At 73.9% G+C, this 19056-nt stretch carries 12 protein-coding genes; 3 read left to right on the top strand and 9 right to left on the bottom strand.

The features are described 5' to 3' along the window. Positions 1-19: 19 nt before the first annotated feature. The 6 genes from ACZ4WV_RS14490 to ACZ4WV_RS14465 form a co-directional block, all read right to left on the bottom strand. Positions 20-2035, bottom strand: coding sequence for a hypothetical protein (locus ACZ4WV_RS14490; protein ID WP_465746373.1), 2016 nt, complete (start codon positions 2033-2035; stop codon positions 20-22). Beyond that, on the bottom strand, positions 2032-3198 hold the full coding sequence (locus tag ACZ4WV_RS14485; protein WP_465746371.1) for a VWA domain-containing protein: 1167 nt from the start codon (positions 3196-3198) through the stop codon (positions 2032-2034). Before ACZ4WV_RS14485 ends, ACZ4WV_RS14490 begins: the two co-directional genes overlap by 4 nt. Next, positions 3195-5486, bottom strand: a complete 2292-nt coding sequence (locus ACZ4WV_RS14480; RefSeq protein ID WP_465746369.1) for a DUF5682 family protein — start codon at positions 5484-5486, stop codon at positions 3195-3197. Before ACZ4WV_RS14480 ends, ACZ4WV_RS14485 begins: the two co-directional genes overlap by 4 nt. After that, on the bottom strand, positions 5486-6568 hold the full coding sequence (locus ACZ4WV_RS14475; RefSeq protein ID WP_465746367.1) for an ATP-binding protein: 1083 nt from the start codon (positions 6566-6568) through the stop codon (positions 5486-5488). The genes ACZ4WV_RS14480 and ACZ4WV_RS14475 overlap by 1 nt, the downstream gene beginning before the upstream one ends. A gap of 50 nt (positions 6569-6618) precedes the next feature. Then, complete coding sequence (locus ACZ4WV_RS14470; protein WP_465746365.1) at positions 6619-10260, bottom strand: DUF4132 domain-containing protein; 3642 nt, start codon at positions 10258-10260, stop codon at positions 6619-6621. Between the two features lie 507 nt (positions 10261-10767). Further along, positions 10768-11718, bottom strand: a complete 951-nt coding sequence (locus ACZ4WV_RS14465; RefSeq protein WP_465746363.1) for an MBL fold metallo-hydrolase — start codon at positions 11716-11718, stop codon at positions 10768-10770. 620 nt (positions 11719-12338) lie between these two features. On the opposite strand from ACZ4WV_RS14465, the gene ACZ4WV_RS14460 reads away from it, so the two are divergent. The 3 genes from ACZ4WV_RS14460 (at position 12339) to ACZ4WV_RS14450 (ending at position 14586) form a co-directional block, all read left to right on the top strand. Beyond that, on the top strand, positions 12339-12548 hold the full coding sequence (locus ACZ4WV_RS14460) for a hypothetical protein (RefSeq protein ID WP_465746361.1): 210 nt from the start codon (positions 12339-12341) through the stop codon (positions 12546-12548). Further along, a complete protein-coding gene (locus ACZ4WV_RS14455; protein WP_465746359.1) occupies positions 12535-13923 on the top strand; it encodes an amidase in 1389 nt (462 codons plus the stop codon). Before ACZ4WV_RS14460 ends, ACZ4WV_RS14455 begins: the two co-directional genes overlap by 14 nt. Before the next feature lie 96 nt (positions 13924-14019). Beyond that, positions 14020-14586: a TetR/AcrR family transcriptional regulator gene (locus ACZ4WV_RS14450; protein WP_465746357.1), complete on the top strand. Its 567-nt coding sequence runs from the start codon at positions 14020-14022 to the stop codon at positions 14584-14586. A gap of 391 nt (positions 14587-14977) precedes the next feature. Here the strand turns inward: ACZ4WV_RS14450 and ACZ4WV_RS14445 are convergent, their stop codons facing one another. From ACZ4WV_RS14445 to ACZ4WV_RS14435, 3 genes are all read right to left on the bottom strand, one after another. After that, complete coding sequence (locus ACZ4WV_RS14445) at positions 14978-15142, bottom strand: hypothetical protein (protein WP_465746355.1); 165 nt, start codon at positions 15140-15142, stop codon at positions 14978-14980. 160 nt (positions 15143-15302) lie between these two features. Next, a complete protein-coding gene (locus ACZ4WV_RS14440; RefSeq protein ID WP_465746353.1) occupies positions 15303-15785 on the bottom strand; it encodes a hypothetical protein in 483 nt (160 codons plus the stop codon). Between the two features lie 17 nt (positions 15786-15802). Continuing rightward, the gene (locus tag ACZ4WV_RS14435; RefSeq protein WP_465746480.1) at positions 15803-19021 is read right to left on the bottom strand and encodes a CHAT domain-containing protein; all 3219 of its coding nucleotides are present in this window, start codon (positions 19019-19021) and stop codon (positions 15803-15805) included. Positions 19022-19056: the final 35 nt, after the last annotated feature.

Genomic DNA, 19056 nt, shown 5'->3' with positions numbered 1-19056 from the left:
CCCTGGGGGCTCCGGGCCGTCAGCCGGGGCGGACGGCCTCCCGGTGCGCCTCGGTGGCGACGGCGACCCGGAGGGCGGCGTCCACCCAGCTGCGGACGGCGGCCTGCGGGTCGCCGCCGCGCAGCGCGTGGGCGAGCGCCCGCAGCAGTCCGGTGGTGGTGGCCAGGCCGTCGCGGGCCAGCCGGTCGGCGGTGCGCTCCAGCCGGGTGAGGGCGGCCCCGTCCGGGTGGCGCAGTCCGCGGTGGGCGGTGTCGGCCAGGGCGGCGAGCGCCTCGGCGAGGCCGGCGGCGACCGGGTCGGCCGGCGGTGCTGCGGCGGGGGCGAGGGCGCCGGAGCCGCCGCCGGGTGCGAGGTCGGGGACGACCACGGTGCCGCCCGCGAGCAGTGCGACGGGTTCCAGCACGGTGCGGCCGGCGCGGCGCTCGACGGTGGCGCTGACGTGGGTGACGGTGTCGGAGGCGAGAGCCGCGGCGAGCGCGTCGAGCGCGCCGGGACAGGTCGGGTCGTAGGTGGCGGCGAGGGTGGCCGGGTGGCCGGCGGCGTCTCGGACGGTGGCCTCCAGCCGCTGCTCGGCCGCGTCGTAGCGGACGTCCTCGACCGCGGAGAGCGCCACCACGTGCACGGACTCGGCGGCGATCCGCGGCCGGACCAGTCGCGGCGGGCGGCCCTCCAGGCTGCGCAGCCGGGCGTCCAGGTCGGCGAGCAGCAGTGGGGCGGGCAGGTCGGTCCACGAGGTGCCGACCGGGGAGACGGTGGTGGCGGCGATTCGGCCCCGGCCGAGCCCCAGTTCGCGGGCGGCGCTGCGGACCGCGCTCTCGCTGACCACATTGCCGGCTGCGAGGGCGTCGAGGCGGTGGCCGGCGATCCGGCGGGCACCCAGCGCGTGCCCCGCGGGCGGACGGCCGTCCGCGGGCACCTCCCAGCTGCGGCGCAGCACCAGGACGGTCCCGGCGGACGGGTGGGCGAGGTAGACCTCGGCGGAGCGGATCGTCGCGGTGCCGCGTATCCGGCAGCCCAGCGCGGTGAGGCGCACCCGGCGCAGCGGCGTCTTGGCGGCCTCCCGGACGCCCAGCACCTCGGCCGGCGACGCCCCGGGGTGCGCGACGGCGCGGTGGCGGGCGTACAGCTCGGCCAGGAGCAGGGCCGCTTCCTCCGGCCGGTGGTCGGCGGCCCGGGTGGCGTACGCGTCGAGCTGGCCGATCAGGTCGGCGACCAGGCCGGCCGGCCAGTGCAGGGACCGGGCGGCGAGCTCGTCACGGACCCGGTGGAAGGCCGCGGTGAGGACGGGACCGGTGTGTACGGTGCCGTCGAGCAGCAGCTCGCGGGCGAGGTCGAGCGCGGTGTCCAGGGCGGTGCGCTGTGCGGCGTCCAGGACCGGTGCGGTGTCCGGGTCGGGCTCGGAGCGGCCGCCGAGGGTGACGGTCGGTCGGCCGTCGGCCGCCCGGAAGGCCCAGACCGCGAGGGTGATCATTTCGCCGCGGCGGTCCTGTGCCGCGTCGGTGACCGCGAAGCCCAGCTCGCCGGGGACCGGGAAGCGGACCGTGCAGGCGGCGAGTTCGGCGACCGGCTGCGGGGCATCCGGGCGTGCGTGGTGCAGCCGGGCGGTGTAGCCGCGCTCCAGCGTCCGGCGGGCGGCGGCCACGGCTCGGGCACCGACGGCGGCGGTCAGCGCTTCGTCGTCGAGCGCTCCGGGGGACCAGGCGGGGGCTTCGGGTGTCCGGGATTCGGGCGTCTGCGAGGGGTCGGGGGCTCCGGCGGCGCGCTGGTGGGCGACGACCAAGGCGATCCGGTGGCGGCACACGCCCGGCGCTCCGCAGGTGCAGCTGCCGCCGTCCAGCCCGGTGCCGGGCGGCAGGGCGACGGCGCTGCCGTCGGGGCAGGTGCCGCGCAGGGTGCCGTCCGGGTCGAGTACGGGCAGCGGCCCGTTGCCCGCCTCGACCTCCCGGGCGGCGCGCTTGACCAGACCGCGGTTGGCGAGGGCGGCCAGCGTCTCCGCGTCCAGCGCCAGCAGGTCGGCGCGGGGCACGGCGCTCATCGGCCGAGCCTCTCGGCGACGAACTCGGCCAGCATCCCCGGCGTCATCGCCCCCACGTGCGCGCCGGCGTCGGCGAGCAGCCCGGCGAGCTCGCGGTCGTACGCCGGGGCCGCCTCCTCGTCCAGCGCGGCCAGGCCCAGCACCGTGGTGCCCTGCCCGGTCAGCGAGCGGACGGTGCGCAGCAGCCGGTACCGGTCGCCGCCCTCGTAGAAGTCGCTGATCACCGCGAGGACGGTGCGCCGCGGGTTCTCCACCAGAGCGGCCGCGTAGTCGACCGCGCGGGCGATGTCGGTGCCGCCGCCGAGCTGGACCCGCATCAGCAGTTCCACCGGATCGGTGACGTCGGAGGTGAGGTCCATGACCTGGGTGTCGAAGGCGACCAGATGGGTCTTCAGCCCCGGCAGGCTCCACAGGCAGGCCGCGGTCACCGCGGAGTGGATCACGGAACCCACCATCGAGCCCGACTGGTCGACCAGCAGGATCAGCTGCCACTGCTCCAGGTGTCGGCGGGTGCGGGAGTGGAAGTGCGGGCGCTCGATCAGGATCCGGCGTTCGGCCCGACGGTAACGCCCGAGATTGGTCCGGACGGTCCGGCGGAAGTCGAAGTCGCGGGCCAGCGGGCGCCGGCTCGGGCGTGTCGAGCGCGCACCGGTGAACGCCTGGCGCAGCTCCGGGGTGAGCCGCTCCATCAGCTGACGCACCACGGCGGCGACGATCCGGCGGGCCTGGCCGAGCAACTGCTCGTTCATCAGGTGCTTGGTGCGCAGCACCGCCCGCAGCAGGGCGGGGCTGGGCTCGACCCGCTCCAGCACGGTCGGGTCGGTGACGAGCTCGTCGATGCCGTACTGCTCGACCGCGTCGCGCTCCAACCGTTCGATCGTCTCGCGGGGAAAGAGGCGGTGGATGTCGTCGAGCCAGTCGACGGCGGTCACCCGGGACGGTTCCAGTCCGGCGCCCCGGACGCCGCGGCGGTCGAGCTCCTGGTCGCGGCCGTACAGCCACTCCAGGGCGGCGTCGCGGGCGGCGCCGTCGGCGCTCGGGCGGCCGGTCCACGGCTCGGCGGGCGCACCGAGGACCAGGCGCCAGCGCTCGAGGGCGGGGTCGGTGACCGGCTCGAGGGTCGGGCCGGGGACCGGGGCAGGGGTCGATTCGGGCGAGGTCACCGGGTGCTCCGCAGGCCGTGGCGGTCGAGCAGGGCGGTCACGTTCTCCTCCAGGGCGCGGGCGGCGGCCAGGTGCAGGGGGTCGGCGGTGGTGCGGAGCAGCCCTCGGCCGGAGCCGCGCAGACCGCGGCGCTCGATCAGTCGGCGGGCGGTCCGCTCGCGCTCACGCGGCGGGAACCACGCGAACGCCTGGCGCAGCGCCGGGAGAGCGACCAGGAACTCGGCGTCGGTGAGCTCGGCGAGGACGGAGTCCAGGGCGGCCAGCAGGGAGCCGTCGCCGGAGTCGGCGGTGACCTCGTCGCGGGCGAGAGCGAACAGGCCGCCCAGCCAGTCGCCGAGCGAACGCGGGTCGCCCGCGGCGTCGAGGGCGGCGACGGCCGGGGTCGGGGAGGCGGCCGGTGCGCTGGGAGCGAGGGTGAGGTGGAGGCCGTGGGCGGCGCCGCGGAGGTCGGCCGGGGCGTGGGGGTCGCGGGTGATGCGGAGCGCGAGGGCGGCGGTGTCCGCGGGGGTGGCGGTGAGCTGGTCGGGAGCGTGGCGGAGCGCGTCGCGGACGGCGGCGAGGGCGGCGAGCCGGGCCGGGTCGGCGCCCGAGCGGCCGTGGGCGCCCTCCACCAGCCACAGGATGCGACTCACCGCGCCGTCCAGGACGGCCGCGAGCAGCGGGCTGCGGGCGGTGCCGAACACGCGGTCGTGCCGCCAGAGACCGAGCGCGGTGGCGAGGACGGCGCCGAGCGCGCCCGGGTCGGGGTGGCGGGCGACGGTGGCGGTGAGCGTGGTCAGCAGACGGTCGGTCAGGGCGGCGGCGCCACACAGGACGGTGTCGAACAGCAGGTCGGCGAGGCCGGCGTCGGCCGGCCCGGTGGTGCGGGCGCGCTCGGCGAGGACGGTGGCGGCGGCCTCCTCGAGGGTGGCACCGTACGCGCCCGCCTCGATCAGGGCGGCGTCGCGACCGCTCTCCGGCTCGGCCTCCCAGCGTTCGCTGGTGACCGGGTCGGCGCCGTGGGCGGGTCCGGCGGTGCGGTGGCGGCCCGGGACGGCGAGGACGCGCAGCCGGTGCAGGGTCCGGCTCGCCGTCAGGCCGCCCTCGGTGGTGAGGTCGCAGGTCAGCGGTCGGGCGCCGGTGGCGCCGATCGCGGCCAGCCGGGCGCAGGCGTCGTGGACCAGCGGCGGTGCGGGCGTGTCGGGGTGCAGCCGCCCGGTGCGGGTGCCGCTGCTGGCGGCGACCATCTCGACCACCACCGGGTGGCTGCCCGGCGCCAGCGGTGCCCGTTCCGACCAGGGCAGCGGCTGGGTCAGGTCGTCCTTGACCAGCGCGCCGGCCAGGCCGTCGAGCACGTCGGTACGGGACGGCACGGGGTGGCCGCGCAGGGCGGCGAGGCCGCCGGTGAGCGCGGCGGCGGCGACCAGGTCGGCGGTGGAGACCGGGTGGCGCCGCCGGCGCAGCCGGGCGACCACGGACCGCCGCAGCTGGTCGGCGGCGGCCTCGGGACCGTTCTCCCACAGCCGCTGGTAGTAGGCGGGCGAGGGCATGCCGGACTGGTAGCCGGCGAAGGCGTCGAGCTGCCGGAACGAGTACGGGACCAGGTGGCTGCCGTAGACGGCGCCGGACGGCGGCGCGGGCAGCGCGGGCCGGCCGGGCACCTCGGCGGGCTGTGCGGCGAGGGCGCGCAGGGCGGGCGTGTGGAAGCCGCCGGTGACCACCAGCACGGTCGCCGTCCCCGCCTCGGCGAGGACGGCGCGGACCCAGTCCGCCATGTACGCCTCGCGGGCCCGGTCGCCCTCGTCCGCTGCGGCGTCGCCGCGGACAAGGTCGAAGTAGGCGTCCAGGCGCTCGGCCAGCCCGTCCGCCGGTGCCACCTCGAACAGGCCGTCCCACAGGGTGTCCACCGAGCCGGCGCCGAACCGCTCGCACAGCCGGGCGGTGGCCTCCGCGTAGCGGGCCTCCGCATCGGCGTACCGGTTGGCGCGCAGCTCGAACGCCGGGTGCCAGGACGGCAGGTCGACGAACAGCACCTCCGCGCCGACCGCCCGCCCCTCCCGCAGCGCCACCCACTCGGGCGAGTAGTCGCACAGCGGCGCCCAGGTGGTCGCGGTGCGTTCAGCGTCGCGGTAGTGACTGAACACGGCGATCGGCAGGTCGTGGCCGAGCGCCAGCTCGTCGAGCCGGCCGTTGAGGTCGGCCGGGCCCTCGACCAGCACGTACGCGGGCCGCAGCCGTCGGACGGTGTCCACCACCAGCCCGGCGCAGGCGGGAGAGTGGTGGCGGACACCGAGGAAGACCGCGGGCATCAGCCGGCCAGCAGGTGGCGGGCGTCGTGCACGGCCTGCCAGTGCGGGCCGCGCCGCCGAGGCACGCGCTGTTCCAGGTAGCGGCGCAGCCGGGCCAGGTCCTCCGGACTGTCCTTGGCGGCGGTGCCGGCCAGGCTGGAGACCAGGTCGGCGGCGTTGCCCGGCTCGCCGCGCAGGTACCAGCCGCGCAGCCCGACCGCGTGGGCGACCGAGACCGCCTCGGCGGTGCTCATCACCGCGGTGGGCCGGTCGCCGCTCTCGGCGGCCCGCAGGTCGCGGAAGGCGGTGACCAGGACCTCCAGCAAGTCCCGGTCGGGCGCCGCGGTCACCCCCGAGCGGCGCAGCAGGTGTCCGGATTCGGCCTCGACCAGGGCGAGTTCGGTATCCAGGTCGGGAATCGGGAAGACCGTCTCGAAGTTGAACCGGCGCTTGAGCGCCGAACTCATCTCGTTCACGCCGCGGTCGCGGGTGTTGGCGGTGGCGATCACGTTGAAGCCCTGCTTGGCGAAGACCATGCCCTCGGGCCCGTCCAGCTCGGGGATGGCCACCACCCGCTCGGAGAGCAGGGACAGCAGCGAGTCCTGCACCTCCAGCGGGCAGCGGGTGATCTCCTCGAACCGGACCACCCGGCCCTCGGCCATCCCCCTCAGCATCGGCGCGGGCACCAGCGAGCGGGTGGACGGGCCCTCGGAGACCAGCAGGGCGTAGTTCCAGGAGTACTTGACCTGATCCTCGGTGGTCGCCGCGCCGCCCTGCACGGTCAGCCGCGAGGTGCCGCTGACCGCCGCCGCGATCAGCTCCGACAGCAGCGACTTGGCGGTGCCCGGCTCGCCGACCAGCAGCAGGCCGCGATTGGTGGCCAGCGTCACCAGGGCGCGCTCGACCAGGGCCGGATCGCCGACGAACTTGCGGGCGATGCCGGCCGCCTCGTCGCCGACGACGAACCGCCGGGCCGCTCGCAGGCTCAGCTCCCAGCCCGGCGGGCGGTGGTCGCGGTCGTCGGCGCGCAGCATCGCCAGCTCCTCGGCATACCGGACCTCGGCGGGCGGCCGCTGGAACTGCTCCTCGGCGGTGGTGGTCATGGCGGCCCTTCCGGGGTGGTACGTGCGGTGGTCGCTGTCGGTGGGCGGGTTCACAGCGTGGTCAGCTCCGTCAGGTCGGCGATCACCTCGGAGGCGGTCACCGGGTCGAGCTCGGCGAAGGTCGGGAACGTCCGGTTGTGCGTCCAGTAGTCGCCCGGGCGCATGTCGAGCCACACCGTCTCCACCCGCTGCTCGGGATACACGTCGTGCACGCCCACCGCGATGCCGTGCTCCGGGGCGAGCACCACGTAGCGGTCAGGGCCGACCCGGCGCGACAGCCAGCGCTCCACGCCCGCGTCCTGCGGCGCGCCGCGCTGCCAGCCGCGCCGCTCCATGCCGACCAGCCGGGCGGTCGGCAGGACCGGGCCGTTCTCGAAGCGGCTCAGGCGGTGCCCGGCCCGCTCCTCGTCCGTCAGCGCGTAGACTGCGCGGTCGAGCTGACGGAATGGCTGCAGAATCTCGTAGTCGGCGAACACCTCCGACCAGGCGGCCAGCTCGTCGCCCAGCAGCAGCGGGTGGGCCAGCCGGACGCTCGCCCCCTCCGGCAGCGCGAACACCTCGTCGTCGACGTCGGCCAGAGTGCGGTCCTCGGCGACCCGGAACGCGGTCGTGGCACCGCCCGCCTCGGCCAGCCACAGCAGCCGACGCACCAGGTGCCACAGCAGCGGATGCCCGACGAACAGCCGGCCGAACTCCTCCGCCGTCCACGACCGCTGGGTGACCATCGCGTCCTCCAGCCGGCGGATCTGGTCGCCGGCCACCGTACGGACGTCCTTCTTCAGCGCCGCGAAGCGCTTGCGCTCAGCCGGAGCCAGCTCGGCGTCGTCCCGCGCCCCCGGGGCCGGCAGGTCCTTGCGGCGGGCGCCGTCCGCGTCCAGCACGTACGGCTTGAGCTGCTCGTCGAAGCCCACCGTGAAGGTGCGGGTGCCGTAGTCGACGACAGTCGTCCCGTCGGCGTCCAGCCCGAAGTCCGGCACCAGGCGATCGGACAGCTGCTCCCCGGACAGGCCGAGCCCGGCCGCCACCTCGGCGATCTTCTCCTGCGCCCGGGCCTTGAGCGCCTTGAACTTCACCCGCTGCGCGATGCCGTGCAGATGCAGCAGGGCGATGTCGCTGCCGATCGCCGCCAGCACCTCCAGGCCGTCCACCGCGCGGTGGTGCGCCCCCTCGCCCGGCCACGCCCGGATCACCGGCGTCAGCCGACGGACCGTCTCGTCGTCACCCAGCCGCCCCAGCACGTGCAGCGCCCAGCCGTCCTGGGACGGCATGCCAGCCAGCCGCCACTGCTCGAACACCGCCCAGCCGAACGCCGTCAGCGACCGCGGCTCGCACAGCTCCGCCACCTGATCCAGGCCCGGGTAGAAGGCCCCCGCCCTGGACAGCGCGAGCATGGTGAGCACGTGCCGCACCGCCTCGGACGGCAGCGCACCCCCGCCGCCGCGCACCAGCAGCTTCGGCAGCATCATCGGCTCCGCCCATTCGCCGGGCTGGGGCAGCTTCGCGGGCAGCACGTTCACCAGCGGGTCGGCGGACAGCAACGTGCCCACCACCTCCGCCGCGTCCGGCCCGTACTCGCCGGCCACCGCACACACCGCGGGGACGCCGTGCGCCGCACCGATCAGCCGCAGGGCGTGCTCGGCGCCGCGCCGGGCCGCGCCCACCTTCCCGACTGCGGCGGGCACCAGCAGCCGGGCCGCGTCCAGGCCGTGCCGACCGAACCAGGCGCGGGCGGTGTCGCCCGTCGACTTCAGGCGCACCAGCCAGTCCGCCATCGCCTGGGCCACCCGGACGTCCAGGTACGGCAGCAGCAGCGACGCGTGGGCCGCCGGACTGTGCTGCGCGGCGGCCAGCATCGGCTCCAGCGCGTCCGCTCCGAAGCGGGCGGCGACCCGGCGCAGCGCGCCGACGGCGTCCCAGATGTGCTCGCCGCCGCGCCACCCCGCGATCAGCGGACGGCCCAGCTCCTCGTCGCCGTACGCGAACAGCGCCAGCTCCTGGTGCCGGTTGGAGTGGTACCGCGGGTCGCCGGTCCGCTCGGCCCCGGCCCGCATGGTTCCGGCGATCCGCTGCCAGTCTCCGTCCGACCAGCACGCGTACCAGGACTCGGAGGTCGCCCAGGCGTCCTGTTCGCCCGGCAGCCAGCGCACCTGCGGCCCCTCCGGGGCGGCGAGGCCGGTCAGCACGCGAGGCTTGGCGGTGGAGCGCGGCCGGGTCCACGGCGGGCTGGTGAACAACTCGGGCAGCGAGTCGAGGGGGACGTCCGGTACCCGGTCGGCCACCTCGGTGAGCGGCTGCACCACGGCGGCCTGCTCCGGCGTCAGATCGGGCAGCAGCTCGAGCGCGGTCGTGCGGTGAGCGGCGACGTGGGCGGTGAGGAGCTGGAGTGCGAGCCGCCGGGCGGCCGGATCGGTGCACGCCGTCGCGGCCTCGGCGAGCAGGCGGACGGCCCGGCGCGGGTAGCGGCGGACCGCCGACACGAGTGCGCCGCGGGCCGCCTTGTCATCGCCCTGATGGGCCAGCAGTCCGCGGAACGCGTCATCGGACGGCAGCTCGGCGACGGCGGCCAGCAGCTGCTTGCGCCGGTCGCTGTAGAGGTAGTCGTGGGCCAGTGTGTGCAGCAGCAGCGGTGCGGCGCCGCTGCCGAGGCCCTCCGCGACGGTGGCGATGACGTCCGCCGACCAGCCGTCCCAGCCGAGGCTCGGGAGGCGGTCCAGCTCCTTGAGCGGCTCGGCCGAGGAGAGCGAGCAGAGCAGCATCGACCACGCGGCCGTGTCGAGCCCCGCCGACGAGCGGAGGCACTCCTCGGCCCAGGCCGTCTCGGACGGTACCAGGTACACCGCCACCACCAGGCGCGTCAGGTCCTTCCGGCAGTCGGCCAGGGCCTCGACCACGGCGCCGTGGGTCTCCTCGTCGCAGACCGCCAGCAGTGCGCGGACCCGGTCCGCGGCCTGGCGGTGCACCCCCGACGCCCGGTGCCGGTACGTGGCCGCGCCGACCCGCGGATTGAACCGGCGCTCGTTGGACGAGTCCGCGGTCACGCCGATCTCCAGCAGCTCGACCACCGCCCGGGCCGCGAACGGCAGGCCGTGCTCCACCACCCAGCCGTCCACCGCCCGGCGGTAGCCCTCCGGCGAGTCGGCGACCAGCGCCGCCACCACCGCGGCACCGCGCGGGTCGGTGGCGCCGCCCAGGTGCGCGCGGGCGGCCTCGACCAGCTCGGCGTCACTGCGCGAGGAGGCGAGCGCCTGCTCCACCCACTCCGCCTGCTCCGCCACCAGGGCGCGGAGCTTCTCCGGCGCGTTCCGCGTCGGCGACGTCGTGGCACGGGCCACGCCGCCCCGGCGGGGAATCAGAATCCGCCGCCAGGCGTCCGGCAGGACGAAGGTGTCCTCGTCGACCGGGGCGTCGGGGAGGCTAGGGGTCCCGGCGTCCGGGATGGCGGTCGGCGGGGTGGCCGCGACCGGCTGCGCGGCGGGTGCCGCGCCGGCGGTGGTCTCGCGGTAGCCCTTGCGCTCCTTTTCGGCGACGGTCTTGGCGAAGTGCGCCTGCGCCGCCTCCGGGGTAGGGAACTCCTTGCTCTGCTCCCGCCCGTCGGTGCCGGACCGGCCGTAGCGCACGGTCACCACGACACCGTCGACCGCGGCCTCCCAGAACTTGTCCGAGCCACCCTCGACGAACTCCCAGCGCCGCACAGCTTCGTCCCTCTCCTCGAACGTTTGATCAGTCGATCAGGGAAGGAACAGTAGCGACGCCCACTGACAGCCCGTCCGGCGGAAGCAGAACCACCAGAGGATCCGGCTGTCCGCGCCGACCGGTGACGGTGCGTACCCGGCGAGGCTGCCGGCTTCCTGGAAGAGTTGTCCGGGCAGAGCGCCGTGTGCCCGGCCGCCACCCGCGGCGCGTCGTCGGTGCTCCGCGTCGGGGCCGCGACGCTCAAGACGAGGGTGTCGAAACCGGCCCCCGACCACCTCGGAACCGAAGCGGCGCTTGCCAGTCGGCCAGGACGCGGAGATCCCCGCGGTGACGTCTCCGTAGTTGACCGAGCCGGTTCATCCGCAATCGGACGGCGCCGCGAGCGCCGGCACCCGGCCGATCCGCGCGCCCGGCGCGGCGAAAGCGGGCGAGGCGGGCAGTGCCCCTGCGGCCAGGAAGGCTCCCGACGAAACCTGTACTTCTCGTTCGAGTCGAGGGCCCCGACATCAAAGGTGACGGAGGCCCTTGGCCCGCGCCGATGGCCTGGCTGAAGCGGCGGGGACGGGCGCGAGCCGGTACGCGTTCTCGTGGGTAACGACGAGGCCGGCGGTGGGCGGCGCGAAGTGCGTGCCGAGGACCAGCGTGTCCGTGTCGGCGAGGGAGCCGAGCAGCTTGCGGCGCGAGGCCTCGGACTGCGCCGGGTCGATGTCGACGCAGGCGCCGATGGCGGGGTGGGCGAGCTGGACCGGGTGGTGGATGCAGTCGCCGGTGATCAGCGCCGTCTCACTCTGGCTGGTCAGTTCGACGGCTATGTGGCCGGGGGTGTGACCGGGCGTGGGTCGCAGGCGCACGCCCGGGATGATCTCGACCCCCTCGGCTGGGACGTCGACGAGGTCGAGCAGCCCCGCCTGCTCGACCGGGATCACGGAGTCGCGGAACATGTGCCTGCGTGCCTCCTCCATGTCGTACGTGGCCCAGAACTCCCGCTCGACGCGGGAGGTGACGTAGCGGGCGTTGGGGAAGGTGGGGACCCACTCGCCATTCACCTCCTGCGTGTTCCAGCCGACGTGGTCGGCGTGCAGGTGGGTGAGGATCACCAGATCGACGCAGTCCGGGCGGAAGCCGGCAGCGGTGAGGCGCTCGAGAAAGTCGGTCCGCAGGTTGTGCCACGCTGGGTTGGCCCGCTCCTTGCCGTTGCCGATTCCGGTGTCGACGAGGATGCGAAGCCCACCGAGGGTGAAGGCGAAGCTGTGGCTGTCGATGTGCAGGATGCCCTCGTGGTCGGCGAAGTCGGGGTGCAGCCAGTCCTGGTGCTTGACCACGTCCGCGGTGGCGTCCGGCAGCAGCCAGGGGCCGGTCGCGGGCGGCAGGAGGACCTCGTCGATGCGGTGGACGGTGACAGCGCCCACGGTCCAGGAGGGGATGGTGGTGGTCTGGTCGGCCGGTGAGGTGTTCATGGCCCGTCGTTCCTTTGTTCTGGGTGGCGGCGCCCACGGCGATGGCGGGCAGGCTCATGGAGAGGTAGCTGAGGACGTAATAGGCGGCCAGGGTCGCGGCGCGGTAGACGGCGGTCAGGCTGGCGCTGTGCAGACCGAGCAGGCTCAGGGCCGTGGCGGGGATGACCGCCAGGGTTCCGCCGGTGGCGGCGGCGAGCGGCGCGGTCCCGCGCAGCCTCCACACGGTGAGCGTGGCCCCGGCGCTGACGATGAAGAAGATCATCCCGGAGAACAGGTGCGGGGCGCCGGGGGGCCACCAAGCGTGATCGTCAGGGCGGTCAGGCCCCATCGGTCCTGGTACAGGGGTTACAGCGGCGTCGGCGCACTGGAGGCGGCCAGGAGGAGTGCAACGATCGACACGTTGAGAGCGAAGGAGGCCGCGCGGGTGCGGGCGGCGGGGCATAGGCACTGCGCGGCTGCGTCTGACGTGGCGTTGGACATGGGACCCTCCCGCTAAACGCAATCGGTTTGCTTTAATCCACCGTAGGTCCTAGTGTCGACTAAAGCAAACCGTTAGCTTTTGGTGCGGAGGGTTGCCCGGGACTGCTCCGTCGCCCCAGTCCGGTCAGGAGAGAACGTTCATGCCCGCTGCCGAACTCACGCCATCGGAGGCGGCCCGCTGGGCCGACCACGCCGGGCTCCCACTGCCAGCTGACCAGCTCGCCGCGGTGGCCGCCACCGCCAACCACATCCAGTCCGTCGTCGCGGTCCTGCGGGAACTGGACTTCGGAGACACCCCGCCTGCCGCCGCCTACCGCGCCGGAGAGGAGAAGAACGATGCAGCCGTATGAACTGTCCATCGCCGCAGCCGCTGACGCGATCCGGGCACGAACGCTGTCCCCCGTCGAGCTGGTGGACTCCGTCCTTGACCGACTCGGGCAGGTGGAGCGGCAACTTCAGGCCTACGTCACCGTCATGGCGGAGGAGGCCCGCCGGGCGGCGCGCGAGGCCGAACAGGATGTCGCGGCCGGCCGGCTGCGCGGTCCGTTGCACGGCATCCCCATGGGGCTGAAGGACCTGATCGACGTCGCCGGCGCGGCCACCACGGCCAGCTCCCGGGTCCGGGCGGACCACCGCGCCAAGGCCGACAGCACGGTCGCCGCCCGCCTGGCCGCGGCCGGCGCGGTCCTGCTCGGCAAGACGCACACTCATGAGTTCGCCTACGGTCTGACCACCCCGCAGACCCGCAACGCGTGGGATCGCGACCGGATCGCCGGAGGCTCCAGCGGCGGTTCCGCCGTCGCCGTCGCCGCGGGCGCCGCGACCTTCGCCCTTGGCACCGACACCGGCGGATCGATCCGGGTGCCCTCCGCGCTCAACGCAGTCGTCGGCCTCAAACCGACCTACGGCCTCGTTCCCCGCCACGGTGTGACGTCCCTGTCCTGGTCGCTGGACCACGTGGGCCCGATCACCCGCACCGTGGAGGACGCCGCCCTGGTCCTGTCCGTCCTGGCCGGCCACGATCCCCGCGACCCCGCCTCCCTGATCACCTCCGGCCAGGACTACCGGCCGGGCGGCTCCACGGAACTGACGGGTCTGCGGATCGGAGTGCCGCGCAACTACTACTTCGACCACGTCGCCCCCGAGGTGGAGGCCGCCGTCCGGCGCGCCACAGTGGAGCTCGAGAGCCTCGGAGCGCAGCTCGTCGAGGTCGAGATCCCGATGACGCGCTACATCCAGGCCACCCAGTGGGGCCTGATGGTGCCGGAGGCCACCGCCTACCACGAGCGCACCCTGCGCGCCGTCCCCGACCTGTACCAGGCCGACGTGCGGATCCTCCTCCAAGCCGGCGAGCTGATGTCGGCCGGGGACTACCTGCGCGCCCAGCGCGCGCGCACCCTTATGCAGCAGGCCTGGGCCCGCCTGCTGGAGGAGGTCGACGTGATCGCCGCCCCGACGGTCCCGGCCACCGCGGTGAAGGCGGACGACGAGGCGATCACCTGGCCGGACGGCACCGTCGAGGGGGTCTCCGACGCCTATGTACGCCTCTGCGCCCCCGCCAACATCACCGGAGTGCCCTCGCTGTCCGTCCCGGTCGGCCACGACGCGACAGGTCTGCCCATCGGCATGCAACTGATCGGCCGCCCCCTCGGGGAGCCGGTGCTGCTGCGAGTCGGCCACGCCTACGAGCGGACGCGGCCCGCGCGCCCACTGGCAGCGGTGTGACGAACCGGTGGAGCGGCCCGGGCCGCACCGCCCGGTGCCGCCGGGCGGTGCGCGGACGAGCACCTGAAGCAACATATTTGCTTTAAGATTGGTTCCATGAGCCGAAAGACCATGGTGCGCCCCGGTGGACGCAGCGCCAGGGTGCAGGCATCGGTGTACGCCGCCGTGCGCGAACTCGAGGCGGAGGTGGGCCGCGAAGCCCTCACGGTCCCCCTGGTGGCCACCCGCGCCGGAGTCACCCCGTCCACGATCTACCGCCGCTGGGGCGACCTGCAGGAACTGCTGTCGGACGTGGCGGTCGAGCGTCTGCGGCCCGAGACGGCTCCGGAGGACAAGGGAAGCCTGAGGTCCGACCTTGAGGCCTGGGCCGAGCAGTTCCTGGAGGAGATGTCCGCCCCCGCGGGCCGCGCCTACATCCGCGACGCCCTGCTCGGCGACCCGGACGGCACCAACGCTGGCCAGTGCTCGGCCTACGCGGCCGAGCAGATCGACGTCATCCTCGACCGCGCGGCCGGCCGCGAGAAGAAAGCACCCGACGTCGAGACAGTCCTCGACCGCGTCGTCGCCCCGATGATGTACCGCATCCTCTTCCGTCCGGAGGGGCTCGACACCGCGTACGCGCGTCAGTTGGTGGTCGGGCTCGTCGGGTCGAACGACCGCTGACCGAACGCTCCCGCGGCCGACTCCCCCGCTCCCGCGCCGGACTGTTGCACCCCCGGCAGCCGTGGCCACAACACCGCCGCCAGGGGTGGGACGGCTGGCGCGCCGCCTTTTCTCACCCGAGCCGTCTCGCGGTCCCGGTCCCCAGCCGCGTCGGTGCCGCCTCGTCATTCGTTCCGGCGGTGGCGGCCCCTGCGGCCCCTGCGGCCCTGCGGCCTCAGCCCGGCCGGGCCGTGGCTTGGCTGTTCGACGCCGCTGCGCCGAAGGCGGCGGGCCTGGGGATCGAAGCAGACCAGCCCCGGAGATGCGACCGACTCCCCGGCGTAGGCCGAGACCTCCTCCGCCATGCTCCATCGCATCGGGACGTAGCCCAGCGGACCGGCGGCCTCACCGATCAACGGCCCCGTCGACCACGGGAGAGTTCGTCCTCCTCCTCGGCGAGATCGGGCCACCGCTCCAGCAGGAGCGCGACGTACCTCGCGATGGCCGCCGTCGGCGGGTGGTCGACATCGGTGTCGATGGACTGGTCATAGAGGCTGCGGAAGAGCTCGCGGGGCACCGGTGACGGGTATCCACCCGGTAAGTCCCGTCCGGTGCCCCGCCGAGCGGCGACTCAGTTTCGGGAAGCGATCACTCGCCGCCTGGGAAGCGATCTCCGATTAGGTCTTCCGATGCCGGTCAGCCCGACTCGTGAACACCCCTGCCCTAGGTGCCCGGTCCTACGGCTGCTGGGCGCGCCCCACCAGCCTGGCCAGGGCCCTGACGAGCCCGCTGCCGGAGGTGTAGACGACCTCCCGCTCGTAGCGCAGCACGCCGTCGTCGCCCAGTTCGAGCTTGGTCCGCTCCTCTGCCTTCCCCTTGCTCAGCACCACCGCGAGTCCGGTGACCACGAGTCCGCCGACCGCGATGATCTCCAGGCCCCCGAAGACGAACGCCTTGCGGCCCACGGCCTCGACGGCGTCCCGGACGTCGTCCTCCCACTCTTCGGTGGCCGCAGCGCTCAGCAGCAGGATGCGGGCGAGGTCGTCGATGTCGGCGACCAGGCCGTACGGATCGTTCTCGATCTCGCGCAGGAGGTCGGCGGTCTCGGTCTTCCCCGGATGGTCGGCGGGGAACAGGTCTTCGAGCGCCAGGACGGCTTCGAAGGCCTCCTCCCGGTTGAGTCCGACGATGCGGGCGGCGAGATCGGCGGTCGTGGTCATGCGGATCCTCCTCGTGGTCACAGCCAGCTTCCCTTCAGGGCGAAGGGAGCCCAGTGGAAGGCTTGTTGGTAACGGTTTCTGGTCTCCAGGACCGCCGTGCGGTAGTGACGTGTCAGCGGCACCGCCGGCGCGGCGCACCAGTGGGTGTAGAGCGATTCGACGAAATCCAGCGCGGAGGCCTGGTCGACGTCCCACAGCGGCGCCACCAGAGCCCGGGTGCCGCCGGCGAACAGGGCGCGCTCCAGTCCGACCCTGGTGCCGCCCGCACCGGGCCGGCTGCGTCCGGACGAACACGCGATCGACACGACGGTGTCCGGGCAGGCGGTGGTGGCGGTGATGTCGGATGAGTCGAGGATGAAGCGCCGCAGCTCGGCGGCCTGTTCGACCGGCAGCAGTGTGGGCGGCAGGACTTTTCCGTCCGAGACGCAGACGCCGCGTCCGTTGGCCGTGGTGGAGTTGGCACCGTGGGCCAGCAGGAGCAAGTGGTGTACGTCGGGGAACTTCTCCAGAACGGCGGTCTTGGTGGCGGCCCTTCCGTCCAGCCGTTGCGCGGTGGGGCCCAGGAGCGCCGTCAGCCGGGCGCTCACCTGCCGCAGCCGGGCGGAGAACTCCGGACGGTCCCGTTGCTTGGAGACGCTCAGGACCGCCGCCGCGGTACTGCCCGGGACCGGCAGCGGTCCTGCGGCGAGCACCGACTCGGCCGTGGCGAGGTTGGGGGCGTAGCTGAGGCCGTTGCGTTCCAGCAGCGCCCGCCCGTCCGACAGCGTGGCCGCGTGCAGGGGGATTCCGAGCAACTCCGCGCTCGGCAGCAGCACCAGGTGCTCGTCCTCCCCGGTGTGTTCGGCGACGGTGTCGGCGAACCGACGCAGGAAGTCCCCGACCGGAGCGAGCGCGGCGCTCTGCTGTCGGCGCGTCACGCAGCCGGGGCCGGCGCTTCGGTCGAAAGCGGTTCGCATGGCTCGTAAGCGGTCCGGCAGGACCGGGAGCGGGACGGCGCGCACCACTCCGGCGGAGCCGGCCAGGACCATCCGCAGACCGTCCGGTGCCTCGACGAAGGCGGCCAGGGAGGCGGTGACACCCTGTTCCCGGCTTCGGTCCAGCAGTGCGGCCGCGCGGTCGACCACGGTCGTGGGGGGCCGGCCGCCGCGGCGCGGAGCGGTCCGGGGCCGGACCTCGCGGCCGTTCGCGAACTCGAAGACGCGCAGGTAGTCCCCGGGCCCGGCAGCCCCGCGGGCGGCCGCTTGCGTCACGCAGGAGATCAGTTCGTCCTGGACGTCCTCCTTGTCGATGAGCCAGGAGCCGACCAGGTCGATGTCGCCCGGTGCGTCCACGCCTCCCTCGTCCAGGGTGTCCAGCACCAGGCGGGCCGCTTGCCACCGCCGGAGCGGATCATCGCGGTCGACCAGCTGGTACCGCTGCCACAGGAACTGCCAGGGCAGACCGTGTGCGGCGACCACCGGTTCGAAGCGCTCCACGATCGCACGGGCCGCGTCGTGGTCTCCGCGGGCCACTCGGAACTGGAGCAGGCGCAGGACTCCCACCATGTCGGCCGGACCGTTGCGGAACCGGTCGTCGAGGAACTGCTCCGCGGCCGTGACCAGATGTCCGTCGAGCGACGTCCGGGAGGCGCAGAACAGGATCGCGGCGCTGACCATCGTCCGCGGCCCCCGCGTCCCCTCACTGAGGTCCCAGGCCTCCTGCAGCTCCGGTAGTTCCGGATCTTCTTCGAGTAGCGTGCGGAGTTCGGCGACCTTCAGCAGGACGGGCACCCGCTCCCCGAGGTGCGTGGGCGACAGCGGCACGGCGGCGGCCTCCCGGGCGACCCGCAGCGCCTCGGCGTGCCGGTTGACAGCCACGTGGCATTCGATCAGGCTCGTCGCGTAGCTGACCCGGGCCACCGAGTCGTGGCTCTCCTGCGAAAGGGCCTCGGCGAGCAGGGTGAGCGCCAGGTCCACCCGGCCGAGTTCGCGAAGCACGATCGCGCGGTTGACGTTCAGGGTCTGCCGCTGGTCTGGGGTGATACCGCCCGGGGCCGTGCGTGCCAGTGCTTCCGAACTCCCGTAGGCCTCGAGCGCCTCGCGGAGGCGACCGACGTGACGCAGGACGTTTCCGCGTTCGTTCTCCAGGGCCGAACCTAGTCGGGGTGAGGGGCCGGAGCGCACCACGCGGGCTCGGAAGCGTTGGAACAGTTGCCGGGCCAGGCGGAACTCCCGGAAGGTGGTGAACGCCGCCATCATCGACACCACGGCTCCTCCGAGTTCCTCCATGCGCCCCTCGTCGCTGAGGCGGTTGCACAGTGCCCAGGCGTAGGTCTCGGCCAGCGACACCCTGCCGGCTCCCAGCAGCCATCGGCAGACCGCCTTGGCCTCCAGGGACCAGTCGTTCGGCGGCTGTTCTCCGCCCTCGGCCTCGAAGACCCGGTTGAGAAGCGCCTGCGCGAACTCCGCGTCCTCCTGGCGACCGATCGCGCGGGGGTCGAGAACTCCGCCGGCCACTTGCTCCTGGAACCGGTCCCACTTGCCGATGTGCACGAACCAAGCCTCGATGTGGTCCCGAGCATGCTCGTCGTCCCATTGGCGCATCGCCGCATTCCATGCATCCGGGAACGTGATCGTGCGTCTCGACACCTCGCTGTTCAGCAGCAGGGCGGGATCGACGTCGAATCCGGGGGTCCGGGAGAGGCAGAACAGCAGGAAGCAGAGCGAAGCCCAGGTCTCCCCCCGCGGATTGGGTCGGCCCGCGACCGTGTGGACGGCGCTGTTCAGGTACTCGAACCTGGCCATCCGGTCCGTCACGGCGGGGCTCGCCAGGTTCTCAGGGGTCGGCGGCAGACAACGTTGAAGTAGGGCGTCGAACACCTCCGGTCGCAGGCATTCGGCAGGCACCCGCTCTTCGATGATCCGCAGCAGCTCGGTGGAGCCGCCGTGATGGAACGCGTAGGTGAAGGACCGGTCGACGGCCTCGACGACGCACGCGGCCAACAGGCTGTACCCGGGGGCACTGCGGGCTTCGGCGGTCTCCGGGTCCTGCCCGGCGACGACGACCTTCGACGTGATCTGGAACCGGGTCAGGAGCAGTCCGAGCGGTGACAGCAGAAGCGGTACGGTCTCCGACCGGAAGGGAGGGAGCTCGCCGTCCACGTACTGCCGCAGCGCGCGGGCTATGAAGTCGTCGCTCCACGCTCTGACGGCCTGCGCCAACTCTCTCACCGAGGCATAGCCGGTCACGTGCGGCACAGAGCCTCCCGGCGGGCGGCTCTGTGCCGCCAGCC

This window comes from Kitasatospora sp. NPDC029312 (assembly GCF_055569215.1).
This window is presented reverse-complemented; position numbering and strand designations above follow the sequence as displayed.

Excerpts from the sequence above, each read along its gene's own strand:
- ACZ4WV_RS14490 (WP_465746373.1), bottom strand. The coding sequence starts at position 2,035 with ATGAGCGCCGTGCCCCGCGCCGACCTGCTGGCGCTGGACGCGGAGACG.
- ACZ4WV_RS14480 (WP_465746369.1), bottom strand. The coding sequence starts at position 5,486 with ATGCCCGCGGTCTTCCTCGGTGTCCGCCACCACTCTCCCGCCTGCGCC.
- ACZ4WV_RS14475 (WP_465746367.1), bottom strand. The coding sequence starts at position 6,568 with ATGACCACCACCGCCGAGGAGCAGTTCCAGCGGCCGCCCGCCGAGGTC.
- ACZ4WV_RS14465 (WP_465746363.1), bottom strand. The coding sequence starts at position 11,718 with ATGAACACCTCACCGGCCGACCAGACCACCACCATCCCCTCCTGGACC.
- ACZ4WV_RS14460 (WP_465746361.1), top strand. The coding sequence starts at position 12,339 with ATGCCCGCTGCCGAACTCACGCCATCGGAGGCGGCCCGCTGGGCCGAC.
- ACZ4WV_RS14455 (WP_465746359.1), top strand. The coding sequence starts at position 12,535 with ATGCAGCCGTATGAACTGTCCATCGCCGCAGCCGCTGACGCGATCCGG.
- ACZ4WV_RS14450 (WP_465746357.1), top strand. The coding sequence starts at position 14,020 with ATGAGCCGAAAGACCATGGTGCGCCCCGGTGGACGCAGCGCCAGGGTG.
- ACZ4WV_RS14440 (WP_465746353.1), bottom strand. The coding sequence starts at position 15,785 with ATGACCACGACCGCCGATCTCGCCGCCCGCATCGTCGGACTCAACCGG.